General features: G+C 67.2%; 17 protein-coding genes and 1 tRNA gene. 17 read left to right on the plus strand and 1 reads right to left on the minus strand.

From position 1 onward, the window contains the following. Complete coding sequence (locus ACYVGS_RS07685) at positions 1–660, plus strand: HAD family hydrolase (protein WP_460588080.1); 660 nt, start codon at positions 1–3, stop codon at positions 658–660. On the opposite strand, the gene ACYVGS_RS07690 is transcribed toward ACYVGS_RS07685, so the two are convergent. Beyond that, complete coding sequence (locus tag ACYVGS_RS07690) at positions 642–1226, minus strand: Maf family protein (RefSeq protein WP_460588081.1); 585 nt, start codon at positions 1224–1226, stop codon at positions 642–644. The genes ACYVGS_RS07685 and ACYVGS_RS07690 overlap by 19 nt on opposite strands. Before the next feature lie 92 nt (positions 1227–1318). Here ACYVGS_RS07690 and ACYVGS_RS07695 point away from each other — a divergent pair, with 92 nt between their 5' ends. From ACYVGS_RS07695 to clpX, 16 genes are all read left to right on the plus strand, one after another. Then, positions 1319–1870 carry a DUF177 domain-containing protein gene (locus ACYVGS_RS07695; protein WP_460588082.1) on the plus strand — a complete coding sequence of 184 codons (552 nt, stop codon included), beginning with the start codon at positions 1319–1321 and terminating at the stop codon, positions 1868–1870. A gap of 3 nt (positions 1871–1873) precedes the next feature. Further along, positions 1874–2056 carry a large ribosomal subunit protein bL32 gene (gene rpmF, locus ACYVGS_RS07700; RefSeq protein ID WP_460588083.1) on the plus strand — a complete coding sequence of 61 codons (183 nt, stop codon included), beginning with the start codon at positions 1874–1876 and terminating at the stop codon, positions 2054–2056. Between the two features lie 104 nt (positions 2057–2160). Beyond that, on the plus strand, positions 2161–3132 hold the full coding sequence (gene fabD, locus ACYVGS_RS07705) for an ACP S-malonyltransferase (RefSeq protein ID WP_460588084.1): 972 nt from the start codon (positions 2161–2163) through the stop codon (positions 3130–3132). Further along, a complete protein-coding gene (gene fabG / locus ACYVGS_RS07710; protein WP_460588085.1) occupies positions 3129–3872 on the plus strand; it encodes a beta-ketoacyl-ACP reductase in 744 nt (247 codons plus the stop codon). Before fabD ends, fabG begins: the two co-directional genes overlap by 4 nt. Before the next feature lie 121 nt (positions 3873–3993). Further along, on the plus strand, positions 3994–4230 hold the full coding sequence (gene acpP, locus ACYVGS_RS07715; protein WP_460588086.1) for an acyl carrier protein: 237 nt from the start codon (positions 3994–3996) through the stop codon (positions 4228–4230). A 106-nt stretch (positions 4231–4336) separates the two neighbouring features. After that, complete coding sequence (gene fabF / locus ACYVGS_RS07720) at positions 4337–5578, plus strand: beta-ketoacyl-ACP synthase II (RefSeq protein WP_460588087.1); 1242 nt, start codon at positions 4337–4339, stop codon at positions 5576–5578. 17 nt (positions 5579–5595) lie between these two features. After that, positions 5596–6432, plus strand: a complete 837-nt coding sequence (pabC, locus tag ACYVGS_RS07725) for an aminotransferase class IV (protein ID WP_460588088.1) — start codon at positions 5596–5598, stop codon at positions 6430–6432. Beyond that, a complete protein-coding gene (mltG, locus tag ACYVGS_RS07730; protein WP_460588089.1) occupies positions 6429–7484 on the plus strand; it encodes an endolytic transglycosylase MltG in 1056 nt (351 codons plus the stop codon). Before pabC ends, mltG begins: the two co-directional genes overlap by 4 nt. A 21-nt stretch (positions 7485–7505) precedes the next feature. After that, entirely contained in the window at positions 7506–8165 is a 660-nt protein-coding gene (gene tmk / locus ACYVGS_RS07735; RefSeq protein ID WP_460588090.1) for a dTMP kinase, read from the plus strand. Next, a complete protein-coding gene (gene holB / locus ACYVGS_RS07740) occupies positions 8162–9169 on the plus strand; it encodes a DNA polymerase III subunit delta' (protein ID WP_460588091.1) in 1008 nt (335 codons plus the stop codon). Before tmk ends, holB begins: the two co-directional genes overlap by 4 nt. Then, the gene (locus ACYVGS_RS07745; protein WP_460588092.1) at positions 9166–9519 is read left to right on the plus strand and encodes a PilZ domain-containing protein; all 354 of its coding nucleotides are present in this window, start codon (positions 9166–9168) and stop codon (positions 9517–9519) included. Before holB ends, ACYVGS_RS07745 begins: the two co-directional genes overlap by 4 nt. A gap of 231 nt (positions 9520–9750) precedes the next feature. Further along, entirely contained in the window at positions 9751–10821 is a 1071-nt protein-coding gene (locus ACYVGS_RS07750) for a beta-N-acetylglucosaminidase domain-containing protein (RefSeq protein ID WP_460588093.1), read from the plus strand. Positions 10822–11004: 183 nt separating this feature from the next. Then, positions 11005–11089: transfer RNA gene (locus ACYVGS_RS07755), tRNA-Leu, on the plus strand. A gap of 84 nt (positions 11090–11173) precedes the next feature. Next, positions 11174–12496, plus strand: a complete 1323-nt coding sequence (gene tig / locus ACYVGS_RS07760; protein ID WP_460588094.1) for a trigger factor — start codon at positions 11174–11176, stop codon at positions 12494–12496. A gap of 50 nt (positions 12497–12546) precedes the next feature. Beyond that, positions 12547–13185, plus strand: a complete 639-nt coding sequence (clpP, locus tag ACYVGS_RS07765) for an ATP-dependent Clp protease proteolytic subunit (RefSeq protein ID WP_460588095.1) — start codon at positions 12547–12549, stop codon at positions 13183–13185. Positions 13186–13307: 122 nt separating this feature from the next. After that, positions 13308–14606, plus strand: coding sequence for an ATP-dependent Clp protease ATP-binding subunit ClpX (clpX, locus tag ACYVGS_RS07770; protein WP_460588096.1), 1299 nt, complete (start codon positions 13308–13310; stop codon positions 14604–14606). The last annotated feature ends 64 nt before the right edge of the window (positions 14607–14670 follow it).

The raw sequence follows: 14670 nt of genomic DNA on the forward strand, positions 1-14670 counted from the left end.
ATGTTGGTTATATTTGATTGGGACGGGACCCTTTGCGACTCCCTGGGGCAGATTGTCGCGGCGATGCAGGCTGCGGCCCGGGAGTGTGCGCTGCCGATACCTTCGGAGGCCGCCGTCCGGCATATCGTCGGGCTGGGACTGCCCCAGGCCGTGGCGGTGCTCTACCCGGAACACGGTGAGCGGGACCGGGAGGCGCTGGCGGCGGCCTACTCGGCCTGCTACGTGGCGGCAGATCCCGGTCCGGCGCGACTCTACGCGGGCGCGCTGGAGCTGCTCGAGGCCCTGCGCGGGAGCGGCTGCGAGCTGGCCATTGCCACTGGCAAGACGCGCCGCGGACTCGACCGGGTGCTGGCGGGGCTGGGCATGCAGGGCTATTTCGAGAGCACCCGCTGTGCCGATGAAACCGCCTCCAAGCCGGATCCGCGGATGCTTTCGGAAATTCTTCGCGAGCGGCGCCGGCCCCGGGAGCAGGCGCTGATGGTGGGCGATTCGATCTACGACCTGGACATGGCGCGCCGCCTGGGCATGGCTTCCGTGGGTATCAGCCACGGGGTGCACGACCACGCGGCTCTCGGGGCCCACCACCCGGTGGCGATTGTCGATCGGTTGTCCGAGCTGGAAGCGGTGGTGGCGGGGCTGGCTCAGTCGAGAACCGCGTGACCGGCCTCCTGTAGCAGGGCGCACAGGGCGATCAGGGGCAGGCCCTCGAGGCTGGTGGGGTCGTCGCCTTCCAGGCGCTGGAACAGGGCGCTGCCCAGGCCCTCGCACTTGAAGCTGCCGGCGCAGTCCCAGGGGGCCTCCCGGGCCAGGTAGCGCTCGATTTCGCCGTCGTTCAGCGTGCGGAAGTGCACCCGGAAGGGCACCACCACCGCCCGGTCAAAGGCCGGCGCGCGGCGGGCCAGGGCCAGGCCGGTGTGGAATGCCACGCTGCGGCCGCTACTGGCCCGCAGTTGCTCCCGGGCGCGCGGGTAGGCGCCGGGCTTGCCCAGCAGCTGGCCGTCGAGGCAGGCCACCTGGTCGCTGCCAATGACCAGGGCCTCCGGGAAACGGTCTGCGACCACGCGGGCCTTGGCCCGGGCCAGGCGCAGGGCGAGTTGCTCTGCCGACTCCCCCGGCAGGGGGCTCTCGTCGACCTCCGGGGCCACGCAGCGGAAGGGCAGCTGCAGGCGCTCCAGCAGGGCGCGCCGATAGGGGGAGGTGGAGGCGAGAATGAGCGTTTCGGGCACGGATTTTCCTGTTTTGTGAAGGATTTCCTGAACTGGTTGTATTCTATCGTTTTTTTTGACAAAGCGTGAAAGCGCGCCTATGATGCGCGCCCATGTTGAATGCACCCCTTCCCGGCACGCTGGATGTGCGCAAGGCCGCGTCGCGCGGCGTGACGGTTCAGGGCAGCCTGCAGCCGCGCGACCTGCCGCGGTTTCGCGAGCTGCTGGCGGGCGACGACGGAGAGATCCAGGCCAGTCTCGATTTATCCCGGGACGAGGAGGGTCGCTTCGTGCTGCACATTGTCATCGAGGCCCGGGTCTCGGTGATCTGTCAGCGTTGCCTGCGGCCGATGCCGCTGTCGCTCCGCAGTGACAGCGAGCTGGCGGTGGTCTGGACCGACGAGCAGGCGCGACACCTGCCGTCGCATCTGGACCCGCTGGTCCAGGGGGAAGAGGAGTGCGACCTGCGGGCGCTGGTGACGGAGGAGCTGATTCTGGCCCTGCCGCCCTTCAGCTACCACGAGCAGGCGGATTGCAACACGCTGCTGGCCGAGTATGCAGCGCCCACGGAGGCGGAGAAGGAAGCCGACGACGGGGCGGAAAAGCGGCCCAACCCTTTTGACATACTGGCGCAATTAAAGCGCGGCGATACACATCAGGAGTAACCCATGGCAGTTCAACAGGACAAGAAATCCCGGTCGCGCCGCGGCATGCGCCGTTCCCACGACGCCCTGACCGGCCCGACCCTCAGCGTCGACCAGACCAGCGGCGAGACCCATCGCCGTCACCACGTCTCCGCCGACGGTTTCTACCGCGGCAAGAAAGTCGTCAGCACCGGTAGCGACGACTGAGACCGCCCGGCGCGCGAGAGCACGCCAGGCAGGTGATTTGATACCATGCGCAACGGGAGCTTCGGCTCCCGTTCGTGTATCTGCAAGCTCCGGAGACTGATATTTTGACCACGCATTCTTCCAGTGCCTTTGTTTTCCCCGGGCAGGGTTCCCAGAAAGTCGGCATGCTGGCCGCCGCCGCGGAGGCCAGTCCGGTTGTCATCGAGACCTTTCGCGAAGCCAGCGACGCCCTCGGCTACGACGTCTGGGATCTGGTCCAGAACGGCCAGCAGGAGGCGCTCAACCTCACCGAAACCACTCAACCGGTGCTGCTCACAGCGAGTGTCGCCCTGTGGCGCGCCTGGGTGGCCGCGGGCGGCCCGACTCCCGCGATCATGGCGGGCCACAGCCTGGGGGAATTCACCGCCCTGGTCTGTGCCGGCGCGCTGGACTTCGGCGACGCCGCCAGGCTGGTGCGCCAGCGCGGTGCCTTCATGCAGACGGCGGTACCCGTGGGCGAGGGCGCGATGGCGGCGGTGATCGGTCTGGATGACGAGCAGATCAACACGCTCTGCGCCGAGGTGCGGGATGCCGGCCGCGGTGAAGTCGCGGCGGTCAATTTCAACTCCCCGGGCCAGGTGGTGATCGCCGGTCACGCCGCCGCGGTCGAGGCGGCGGGCGAAGCCCTCAAGGCCGCCGGTGCCAAGCGCATCATGCCGCTGCCGGTCAGCGCGCCTTTCCATACCGTTCTGATGAAGCCCGCCGGCGAACAGCTGGAGCAGGTGCTGGCGGATGTGCGCATCGCGACCCCGCTGGTCCCGGTGGTGCACAACGTGCATGCGCAGACCGAGGCGGACCCCGAGCGTATCCGCGCGCTGCTGGTGGAACAGATCTACAGCCCGGTGCAGTGGACCCGCTGTGTGCAGACGATGGTAGACAGCGGCGTGCGCCAGGTGGTGGAATGCGGCCCGGGCAAGGTCCTCAGCGGTCTGAACCGGCGCATCGACAAGTCGCTGGAAAGTTTCAGTCTGGAGGAGCCCGAGGCGCTGCAGCAGGCACTCGCCGCACTGGGCGGCCAGGAAGGAGTCAAGGAATGAGTCAAGCGGACAAGGTTGCACTGGTCACCGGCGCTACCCGGGGCATCGGTCGGGCCATCGCGGAAGCCCTGGCGGAGGCCGGGTTTACCGTGGTGGGTACGGCCACCACCGCGAGTGGCGCGGAAACCATCACCGAGTACCTGAAGGCGGGCAACTGGCCGGGTGCCGGGCTGACCCTCGATGTCGCGGATGCCGCGGCAGTGGACGAGACCATCAAGGGGATTGCCGAGCGCTTTGGCGCCCCGCTGGTACTGATCAACAACGCGGGCATCACCCGCGACAACATTCTCATGCGCATGAAGCCCGACGAATGGCAGGCGGTACTGGATACCAACCTGTCTTCCCTCTATCGTGTGTCCAAGGCCTGCCTGCGGGGCATGACCAAGGCGCGCTGGGGGCGTATCGTCAACATCACCTCGGTGGTCGGGGCGATGGGCAACATCGGGCAGAGCAACTACGCGGCCTCCAAGGCCGGCGCCGAGGGTTTCTCCCGGGCGCTGGCCCGCGAGCTGGGCTCGCGCTCGGTTACCGTGAACTGCGTGGCGCCCGGGTTTATCGACACCGACATGACCCGCGACCTGCCGGAGGCACAGCGGGAGAGCTTGCTGTCCCAGATACCCCTGGGGCGCTTGGGTGAGGCTCGGGAGATCGCCGCCCTGGTGGCGTTCCTGTGCAGCGAACAGGCCGGGTATATCACCGGCGAGACCATTCACGTCAACGGTGGCATGAATATGGCATGACCCGGTAAGCGGCCGCGGGCAAAAAAAGTTATTACTCGGTCCCAAAACCGAGTAAAATGCGCGCTCGGGCCGGGTGACCAGGTTTGAAAAAAGCACTGAAATATCAGGAGTGACCAACAAGATGAGCAGCATCGAAGAACGCGTTAAGAAGATCGTCGCAGAGCAGCTTGGCGTGAAGGAAGAAGAAGTCTCCACGGAAGCCTCTTTTGTCGAGGACCTCGGCGCAGACTCCCTGGATACGGTTGAGCTGGTGATGGCCCTGGAGGAGGAATTCGAAACCGAAATCCCCGATGAGGAAGCCGAGAAAATCACCACCGTGAAACTGGCGATCGATTACATCAAAGATAACCTCGCCTGAGTTCATCCTGCTCATAAGCAGTACCCGGAAAGCCGTTTCATACTAGTCTGGAGCGGCTTTTCTTTTTTGGGGCCACCCCGAATCTGGTTTGCAAGGAGTACGCGCCGTGAAAGGCAGACGCGTTGTAGTCACGGGCCTGGGCATGGTGACGCCGGTAGGGCTCACCGTGGCGGAAACCTGGGAAAACATTCTCGCCGGCAAGAGTGGTGCGGCAGCCATCGAGGCCTTCGATGTTTCCGCCTACAGCACCCGCTTCAGTGCCAGTGTGCGCAATTTCGATATCGAGCCCTATTTCAGTGCCAAGGACGCCCGCAAGATGGACGTCTTTGTGCAGTACGGCATGGCCGCCGGGATCCAGGCGATGCAGGATGCCGGGCTGGAAATCAGCGAGGAGATGGCGCCCCGCGCCGGCGCCGCGATTGGTTCCGGCATCGGCGGCATCGGGCAGATCGAGAAAAACAGCGAAATCGTGGCCAATTCGGGTCCGCGCAAGATTTCTCCCTTTTTCGTGCCGGGCTCGATCATCAACATGATCGCCGGCAATCTCTCCATGCGCTACAACCTGCAGGGTCCCAACCTCGCCATCGTCACCGCCTGTACCAGTGGTACCCACAATATCGGCCTGGGTGCGCGGCTGATCGCCCAGGGCGACGCCGATATCATGCTGGTGGGCGGTGCGGAGATGGCCACCACCCCGGTGGGCCTGGGCGGTTTTGCCGCGGCCCGCGCCCTGTCCACCCGCAACGATGACCCCGAGGCCGCCTCGCGGCCCTGGGACCGCGACCGCGACGGTTTCGTCCTCGGTGACGGCGCCGGTGTCATGGTGCTGGAGGAATACGAGGCGGCCCGCGCCCGCGGCGCCAGGATTTATGCCGAGCTCACCGGTTTTGGCATGAGTGGCGACGCCTACCACATGACCCTGCCGCCAGAGGACGGCCGCGGCGCCGCGGCAGCCATGCGCAACGCCCTGCTGGACGCCGCCATGGATCCGGCGGCGGTGGACTACATCAACGCCCACGGCACCTCGACCAATGCGGGTGACGTGGCCGAGAGCCGCGCCATCGAGTCGGTACTGGGCAGTGCCGCCGGCAATGTCGCGGTCAGCTCCACCAAGTCGATGATCGGTCACCTGCTGGGGGCCGCCGGGGCGGTGGAGGCGATCTTCTCCGTGCTTGCCTTGCGCGACCAGGTGGCGCCGCCGACCATCAACCTGGACAACCCCGACGAGGGCTGCACGCTCAACTATGTTCCCCACACCGCCCAGGAGCGCCGGATTCGCCACGCGCTGTCCAACTCCTTCGGCTTCGGTGGCACCAATGGGTCGCTGCTGTTCAGCCAGCTGGATTGAGGCCGGGGAGGGCGCGGGTGCCGGAAACCGCCTACTGGGTTGACGGCGAGCGGGCGGCGGCACTGCCGCTGCCCGACCGCGGCCTGTTCTATGGCGACGGGCTGTTCGAGACCCTGCTGGTGGCCTCCGGTCGCCCCCTGCTCCAGGGGCTGCACTGGCAGCGCCTGCGGCGGGGTATGGCTCGCCTGGGCTTTCCCGAGCACAGCCTGCCTGCCCTGGAGGCCCAGTTGCTGGCCGCCTGTGAGGGCAGTGCCTCGGAGGGCTGGCACCGCCTGCGCCTCACCGTGACGCGCGGTGGCGGCGAGCCCGGCTACGTCCCGGCGGAGCCGGCGCAGCTGCGCTGCATTATCAGCTGCCAGGCGCTGGCCCGCGACCCGCGGATCCCCCTGGCCGCCGCCGAACTGGAGGTGGCCGAGCTGAGCTGGGGCAGCCAGCCGGCCCTGGCCGGCATCAAGCACCTCAACCGCCTGGAGCAGGTCCTCGCCGCAGGCGAGGCCCGCGAGCGCGGCTGCGACGACGTGGTGGTGCTGGGGCAGGGGGGCGACGTGATATCCACCACCAGCGCCAATCTTTTCCTGGTCCGCGACCGCTGGCTGCTGACGCCAACCCTGGAGCAGGCCGGCATCGCTGGCACCCGTCGTCAATTGATTCTCGAGGAGCTGGGAGAGGCCTGTGGCTTGCAGGCGGAGCCGGTGGCCCTGGGGCCGGCCGACCTCGCGGCAGCCGACGAGCTGTTTCTCTGCAATGCGGTGGTCGGACTGCGGGCGGTGTCGCGACTGGCGGAGCGCTGCTGGGACGACTGGCCGGTGACCCGGCAACTGCAGGCAGCCTACGCGGAACGCCTGGATCGATGAACCCACTTTTCCGCCGCCTGCTGCGGGTCGCGCTGGTCCTGGCGCTGGCCGCGATGTTGGCCGCCGCCCTGCTGTTGATCTGGCTTGACCGGCGCCTGGATGCGCCGCTTCCCCTGCCGGAGGACGGCGCGCTATTTGTGATCGAGCAGGGCGAGAGCCTGGCCGCGATCAGCCGTCGGCTGCAGGCGACCGGCTGGCTGCCGCAACCCTGGCTGCTGCGGGCCTGGGGGCGCTTCAGCGGCGATGACGCGCGGATCCGCCATGGCGAGTACCGCCTGCGCCCGGGCCTGTCGGTGCGCGAGCTGTTGGCGCTGCTGGCCAGCGGGCGTGTGGTGCAGTACCAGGTGACTCTGCCCGAGGGCATCACCCTGGTCCAGGCCCTGCAGCGACTGGCGGCGGCCCCGGCACTGCGGGTCGTACTCAGCGGCCCGGAGGACCCGGCCCTGCTCGCGCTGGTGGCGCCCCACACGGCGGCCGAGGGGCTGTTTCTGCCGGAGACCTGGCGCTACGAGCGCGGCGACAGCGATCTGCAGATCCTGGCGCGGGCGCACCGCGCGCTGGAGGATGAGCTGGCCCGGGCCTGGGCGGGGCGCGCCGAGGGCCTGCCCCTGGAAAGCCCCTATGAGGCGCTGATCCTGGCCTCGATCATCGAGCGGGAAACCGGCGTGCCGGCGGAGCGGGGCGAGATTGCCGGGGTTTTCGTGCGTCGCCTGCAGCGGGGCATGCGCCTGCAGACGGACCCGACCATCATCTACGGACTGGGGGAGGGCTTCGACGGCAATCTGCGTCGCAGTCACCTCGAGGATGCCGGCAACCGCTACAACACCTATCGCCACCACGGCCTGCCGCCGACACCCATCGCCCTGCCGGGACGCGCCGCCATTCGCGCCGCCCTGCAACCGGCGGCGGGGGAGTCGCTCTACTTCGTGGCCCGGGGCGACGGCAGCCATGTCTTCAGCAGCACCCTTGAAGCCCATCGCCGGGCCGTGCGTAAATACCAGCTTTCGCGTCGCGAGGACTACCGTTCCTCGCCGCCCCCGTCCAGCCAGTAACACAGCAAGCAAGGGAGTCGCATGCACGGAACACGAGGCCTGTTCATCACCGTGGAAGGTGTGGAAGGCGTGGGCAAGTCCACCAACATGGCGTTCCTGGAGCGCCGTCTGCGGGCCTGCGGCGTCGACCTGGTGGTGACGCGGGAGCCCGGTGGCACCCCACTGGGAGAGGACCTCCGCCAGGTGCTCCTGAGCCCCCGGGAAGAGCCGGTGGCGCCCCTGGCGGAGTTGCTGATGATCTTTGCCGCCCGGGCACAGCACCTGGAAGCGGTGATCCGGCCCGCCCTCGCGGCGGGGCGCTGGGTGCTCTGCGACCGCTTTACCGACGCCACCTACGCCTACCAGTCGGGCGGTCGCGGTCTCGATGCCAGTTTGGTGCGCAGTCTCGAGCACCTGGTCCAGGGGGAGCTGCGGCCGGATTACACCCTGTTGCTGGATGCACCCCCCGAGGTCGGCCTGGCGCGCCTGGCCCAGCGCGGCGCGACCGACCGCTTCGAGCGCGAGGCCCTGGCCTTTTTCCAGCGCGTCCGCGACACCTACCTGCGCCTGGCTCGGGAGAGCAGTGGCCGCTACCACCTGGTGGACGCCGCCCAGCCGCTGCCCGCGGTCGAGGCGCAGTTGCAGGGCATCTGCGATGAGCTGATGAGCTGCTGGCCGGCTCACCACGGTCTGCCCGCGTGAGCCCGGAGAACCTGCCCGCGATCAGCGTGCCGCTGCCCTGGCAGGCCGAGGCCTGGTCCCGCTGGCAGGCGCAGCTGGTCGCCGACCAGTTGCCCCACGCCCTGCTGGTGAGTGGCCCCGAGGGGGTCGGCAAGCAGCGTCTGGCGGTTGCGCTCTCCCGCTGGCTGCTCTGCCACGCGCCCCGCAATGCGGCCAATTGCGGCGAGTGCCCGGCCTGTCGTCACAGCCGCGCCGGCAGCCACGGCGACTGGCTCTGGGTGGGTCCCAGCGGCAAGGGGCAGGTGATCCGGGTGGACCAGATTCGCGAGGTGATCGCCTTTGCCTGGCGCACCGCGGGCTTCGGTCGCCGCAAGGTGATTACCCTGGTCCCCGCCGACCGCATGAACACCGCCGCCGCCAACGCCCTGCTCAAGTGCCTGGAGGAGCCGGCGGAAGACACCTTCCTGATCCTGGTCACGGACCGCCTGCACGCGCTGCCGGCGACGGTGCGCTCTCGCTGCCAGCGTCTGTCCCTGCCCCTGCCCGAGGCGGGCCAGGCCCTGGACTGGCTGGACCCGCTGACCGGCCAGCGCGAGCGCAGTCAGGCGCTCCTGGATCTGGCCGCTGGCCGCCCGCTGCGCGCCGAAGCCCTGTTTCGCAGTGACGCCGCCGAGGCGCTGGGTGCGCGGCGCACACTGCTCGCGGACTACCTGCAGGGGCGCGCTCGCCTGCCCCAGGTGGCGGCGGCACTCGGGGAGCGGCCCCTGCTGGAGGCGCTGGACGAGATCGAGGCGCTGCTGCTGTCGCAGTTGCGCGGGGCGAGCCGCGAACAGCTGCGCGGCGGTGGCCGGGACTGGCTGCGGGTGCTGGACGAGCTTGCCGCCCTGCGGCGCAGTGCGGTCGCCGGTGCCAACCCCAATCCCCAGCTCGCCCTGGAAAGCCTGCTGGTGCCCCTGGAGCGCAGCTTCCTCGGCGGCGAAGGGGGTGCTACCATGAAGCGGTCATCCATCGGGGGCAGTCCATGAACGACGCAGTTGCCGGGGGCCGCAACGGCATCCTGTCATTGACCATCAAGGACAAGGCGGTGCTGTATTCCGCCTACATGCCTTTCATCAACAACGGCGGCCTGTTTGTGCCGACCAACAAGTCCTACCAGCTCGGCGATGAAGTCTTCATGCTGCTGACGCTGATGGACGAGCCCGAGAAAATCCCCATTTCCGGTCGTGTGGTATGGGTCACCCCCCGCGGCGCCCAGGGCAACCGGACCGCGGGTATCGGCGTGCAGTTCAGCGAGCAGGACGCGGTCGCCAACAGCAAGATCGAGAACCATCTCGCAGGCTCCCTGCATTCCGACCGCCCGACTCACACGATGTAGAAAAAAGAGGGCCCCGTTCAGGGACCCAAGAAGACCATTAGGAGTGAAACACAAAGGGATTGCTTCCCTGAGAGGGTATTGGGGATACCCTGCGTGGCCGCCTTTTCATGCAGGGGAACTGCGGCCACGCTACAAGTATCGTCGAAAACCGGTAATTTTCCACACGGGAAGTGATCATTTATTAGGCTGATTCGGTCTAAGTGGTCAATTATTAATCGCCTGAGAGAATAAATGCGCGCGACACCCCCCTGGCTTGGCATCGTCGAAGGCTTCTACGGCCGCCCCTGGTCCTGGGGTGCCCGCCTTGCCTGGGTGGAGTGCCTGGCGCGCCTCGGTCTCAACAGCTACCTCTATGCCCCCAAGGCCGACCCCTGGCTGCGACGGGACTGGCAGGCGGACTGGCCGGCGGCCCAGTGGCACGAGCTGCATGGCTTGTCGGCAGCGTGCGCGGGGCGGGGCGTGCACTTCGGCGTGGGCCTCTCGCCCTTTGCCCTCTACCGCGACTACCGCGCGCCCCAGCAGCGCGCCCTGCGCGACAAGGTGCGGCGGCTCAACGCCCTCGACGCGCCCCTGCTGGCGATTCTCTTTGACGACATGCCCGGCGATCTCGATGACCTGGCCTGCCGCCAGGCAGAGATCGTCGCCGACGTGCTGGCCGTGACCCGCGCGCGGCAGGTGTTTGTGTGTCCCACCTACTACAGCTTCGACCCGGTCCTGGAGCAGCATTTTGGCCGCCGACCCGCGGGCTACTGGGAGCAGCTCGGCGCCGCGCTGCCGCCCGGCGTGGGTCTTTTCTGGACCGGGCCGCAGGTCTGCTCCGAGAGCCTGGATAGCGCGGACCAGGCGGCGGCGGCCGCCGCCCTGGGGCGGCCGGTCGTGCTCTGGGACAATTACCCGGTGAACGACGGCGCCAAGCGCAGCCGCCGGCTCTACCTGGACCCGCTGCCAAAGCGCGAGGCCGGCCCGCCGCAGACCACCCTCGGCCACTTCTGCAACCCCATGACCCAGCCCTGGTGCTCCCTGCCGGGGGTGGCCGGACTCGCCGCACTCCATGGCACCCTCGGGGAGGATTCCCGGCAACAGATCGAGGGACTTCTGGACGCCTTGCTGGGCGGGCCCCTGCGGGCGGCGCTGCGCGCCGACAGCGCGCTGTTTCGCGACGGCGGGCTCGACGCCATCGGCCCGGCGGAGCAGCGCCAGCTGCTGCAGCGCTACAGCTGTCTGCAGGGTCCGGCCGCCGCGGAAGTCTGCGCCTGGCTGCGCGGGGAGTACACTTTCGACCCCGCCTGTCTCACCGATTGATCGCCCCTGGGCTTTGTGGCAAACTCTGCGCCCCTATAAGGGTCTCGGATGGCCGTGTTTAAGGCATTCAACAAGCGGTAATTCAGGGACTTACAGCAGGCTGATCAAGGATTTTCCAGCCCGGTTCGACCCTTAGTGGAGCGCATGCGGCCGGCGCGCCGGTGGTTGCCGGCAAGGTTCAGCGCGGAAGTGGCGAAATTGGTAGACGCGCTGGATTTAGGTTCCAGTGCCGCAAGGCGTGGGAGTTCGAGTCTCCCCTTCCGCACCAAATTACGGCGGCGGCCCGTGGGTCGCCGCCCTGTATTTACGGAGGGCCAGCAGCCCTCATTGTTCATGTTTGCGAGGAAAAACGATGCAGGTGTCCATTGAAACGACTTCCGGCCTGGAGCGCCGTCTGACCGTCGGCGTACCCGCCGCAGAGGTAGACAGCGAAGTCGATTCCAGGTTGCAGAAGGCGGCCCGTAACGTGCGCCTGCCCGGCTTCCGCCCCGGCAAGGTGCCGATGAAGGTGATGCGCCAGCGCTTCGGCGCCGGTGTGCGTCAGGAAGTGCTGGGCGAGGTCATGAGCCGCAGCTTCCAGCAGGCGGTGATCCAGGAAGAGCTGCGCCCCGCGGGGCAGCCCAACATCGAGCCGCGCAACCTCGAACCCGGCCAGGATCTCGAGTACGTGGCCACCTTCGAAGTCTTCCCCGAGGTGCAGGTCGCGGAGATGAAGGGCTTCGCGGTATCGCGCCCGGTGGCCGAGGTGGGTGACGCCGACGTCGAAAACATCATCGAGGTGTTCCGCAAGCAGCAGGGCAGCTGGGACGAAGTCGAGCGCGCCGCCGAGACCGGCGACCGGGTCAATATCGACTACACCGGCACCCGCGACGGCGAGCCCTTCGAGGGCGGCAGCGCCGAGGGCAGCGATCTGGAGCTGGGCTCCGGGCGCATGATCCCCGGCTTCGAGGACGGCATTGTCGGCATGCAGGCCGGTGACGAGAAAACCCTCGAGCTGAGCTTCCCCGAGGACTACCACAACGAAGAGCTGCGCGGCGCCGCCGTCAGCTTCGCGGTCAAGGTCAACAGCGTGAAGGCCCTGACCCCGGCGCCCCTGGACGAGGAGCTGTTCCGCACCTACGGCGTGGAAGAGGGCGGTGAAGAGCAATTCCGCAAGGAAGTTGCCGAAAACATGAACCGCGAGCTGAAGAACGCCGTACAAAACCGCGTGAAGCAGCAGGTCATGGATGCCGTACTCGCGGCCCACGAGTCGCTGGAAGTGCCCCGGGCCCTGATCGCCCAGGAAGTCGACGCCCTGCGCCGGCAGATGTTCCAGCAGTTTGGCCAGGCGCCGCAGGATCTCGATCTGAGCTCCCTGCTGCCCGACGAGATGTTCGCCGAGAACGCCGAGCGCCGGGTGCGCCTGGGCCTGCTGCTGGCGGAGATGATTCGCCAGTACGAATTGAAAGCCGACGCCGAGCAGGTGCGCGAGACCATCGAGGAACTCGCTTCCACCTACCAGGACCCGGAAGAGGTGATCAACTGGTACTATAGCAACCAGGACCAGCTGTCCGCGGTCGAGTCCCGCGTACTCGAGGACAGCCTGGTGGAACGCCTGTTGCAGGACGCCGAGGTGACCGAGGAGCCCTGCAGCTACCAGGAAGCAATCAGCCAGGGGCAGCAGGCCCAGGCCTGACCCCCGGGCGGGGTGGGCCGGGCCCACCCCGCACAGCGAAGGAACTTTGCATGTCTTACATCCCGGAAGGCCGGAACAGCAGCACCATCAACAACCTCGGCCTGGTGCCGATGGTGGTCGAGCAGACCTCCCGCGGCGAGCGCGCCTTCGACATCTACTCTCGCCTGCTCAAGGAGCGGGTGATCTTTGTCGTCGGCCCGGTCGAGGACCACATGGCCAACCTGGTGGTGGCCCAGCTGCTTTTCCTGGAATCGGAAAACCCGGACAAGGATATCCACCTCTACATCAACTCGCCGGGCGGCTCGGTGACGGCGGGCATGTCGATCTACGACACCATGCAGTTCATCAAGCCGGATGTCAGCACCATGTGCCTGGGCATGGCCGCCTCCATGGGGGCCTTCCTGCTCAGCGGCGGCGCCAAGGGCAAGCGCTTCATCCTGCCCAACGCCCGCACCATGATCCACCAGCCCAGCGGCGGTGCCCACGGGCAGGCCTCGGACATCGACATCCACGCCCGCGAGATCCTGATCATCCGTCGTCGCCTCAATGAACTGATGGCCGAGCACACGGGGCAGGACCTGGAAACCATCGAGCGCGACACCGAGCGCGATCGCTTCATGAATGCCGAGCAGAGCTGCGAGTACGGCCTCGTTGACCAGGTGGTGACTCGCCGCGTGACCGGCGACTGACCCGCCTTTTGTCCCGCTCGTCACCCCGCTGGGTGGCGCCGGGACTTGCAAACCCCGGCAAAAAACATCATCTTTGCCTCAAGGGATGAGGCATTCACTGCTATTCGGAGTACCAGTCCAGCATGAGCAACAGCTCCTCGAAATCAGGCGACGACGGCGGCAAGCTGCTGTATTGCTCGTTTTGCGGCAAGAGCCAGCATGAAGTGCGCAAGCTGATTGCGGGACCCTCGGTTTTCATCTGCGATGAATGTGTTGATCTGTGCAACGACATCATTCGCGAGGAAGTCCAGGAAAATGGCGCCGAGTCCCGCGGGGAAAGCCTGCCCACGCCCCAGGAAATCAAGGCCATTCTCGACGAGTACGTGATCGGCCAGCAGCGCGCCAAGAAGGTGCTCTCGGTAGCGGTGTACAACCACTACAAGCGCCTGCGCCACGGCAAGGCCGGCAATCGCGGCGAAGATGTCGAACTCAGCAAGAGCAACATCCTGCTGGTTGGCCCCACCGGCAGCGGCAAGACCCTGCTGGCGGAGACCCTCGCGCGCCTGCTGGATGTGCCCTTTACCATCGCCGACGCCACCACCCTCACCGAGGCGGGCTATGTGGGCGAGGATGTCGAGAACATCATCCAGAAGCTGCTGCAGAAGTGCGACTACGACGTCGACAAGGCCCAGGTGGGGATTGTCTACATCGACGAGATCGACAAGATCTCGCGCAAGTCCGACAACCCCTCGATCACCCGCGATGTCAGCGGGGAGGGCGTGCAGCAGGCCCTGCTCAAGCTGATCGAGGGCACCGTGGCCTCGGTGCCGCCCCAGGGCGGTCGCAAGCATCCCCAGCAGGAATTCCTGCAGGTGGACACCTCGAACATCCTGTTCATCGTCGGCGGCGCCTTTGCCGGCCTGGACAAGGTGATTCGCCAGCGTTCCGAGAAGGGCGGCATCGGCTTCAACGCCGAGGTGAAGAGCAAGGACGACAAGCGCAAGGTGGGCGAGCTGCTGTTCGACCTGGAGCCCGAGGACCTGGTGCAGTACGGCCTGATCCCCGAGTTCGTGGGGCGTCTGCCGGTGATCGCCACCCTCGAAGAGCTGGATGTGGATGCCCTGGTGCAGATTCTCACCGAGCCCCGCAACAGCCTGACCAAGCAGTATGCCAAGCTGTTTGAGATGGAAGGCGTCGAGGTGGATTTCCGCGAGGACGGCCTGCGCGCCATCGCCGAGCGCGCCATGGAGCGCAAGACCGGCGCCCGGGGCCTGCGTTCCATTCTGGAAGGCATCCTGCTCGACTCCATGTACAACATTCCGTCCCGCAACGACGTCAGCAAGGTGGTTATCGACGAGTCGGTGATCCGGGGTGACAGCGAACCCCTGCTGGTCTATCACAACGGCGAAGCCCGCAGCCGCGCGGCCTCCGCGGACGACTGATTGATCTGCCCCTCCCCGTGCCCGCCCCGCGCTCCCCGCAGCGCGGGGCGGGCAATCTTCCCCT

The organism is Haliea atlantica (assembly GCF_054779855.1).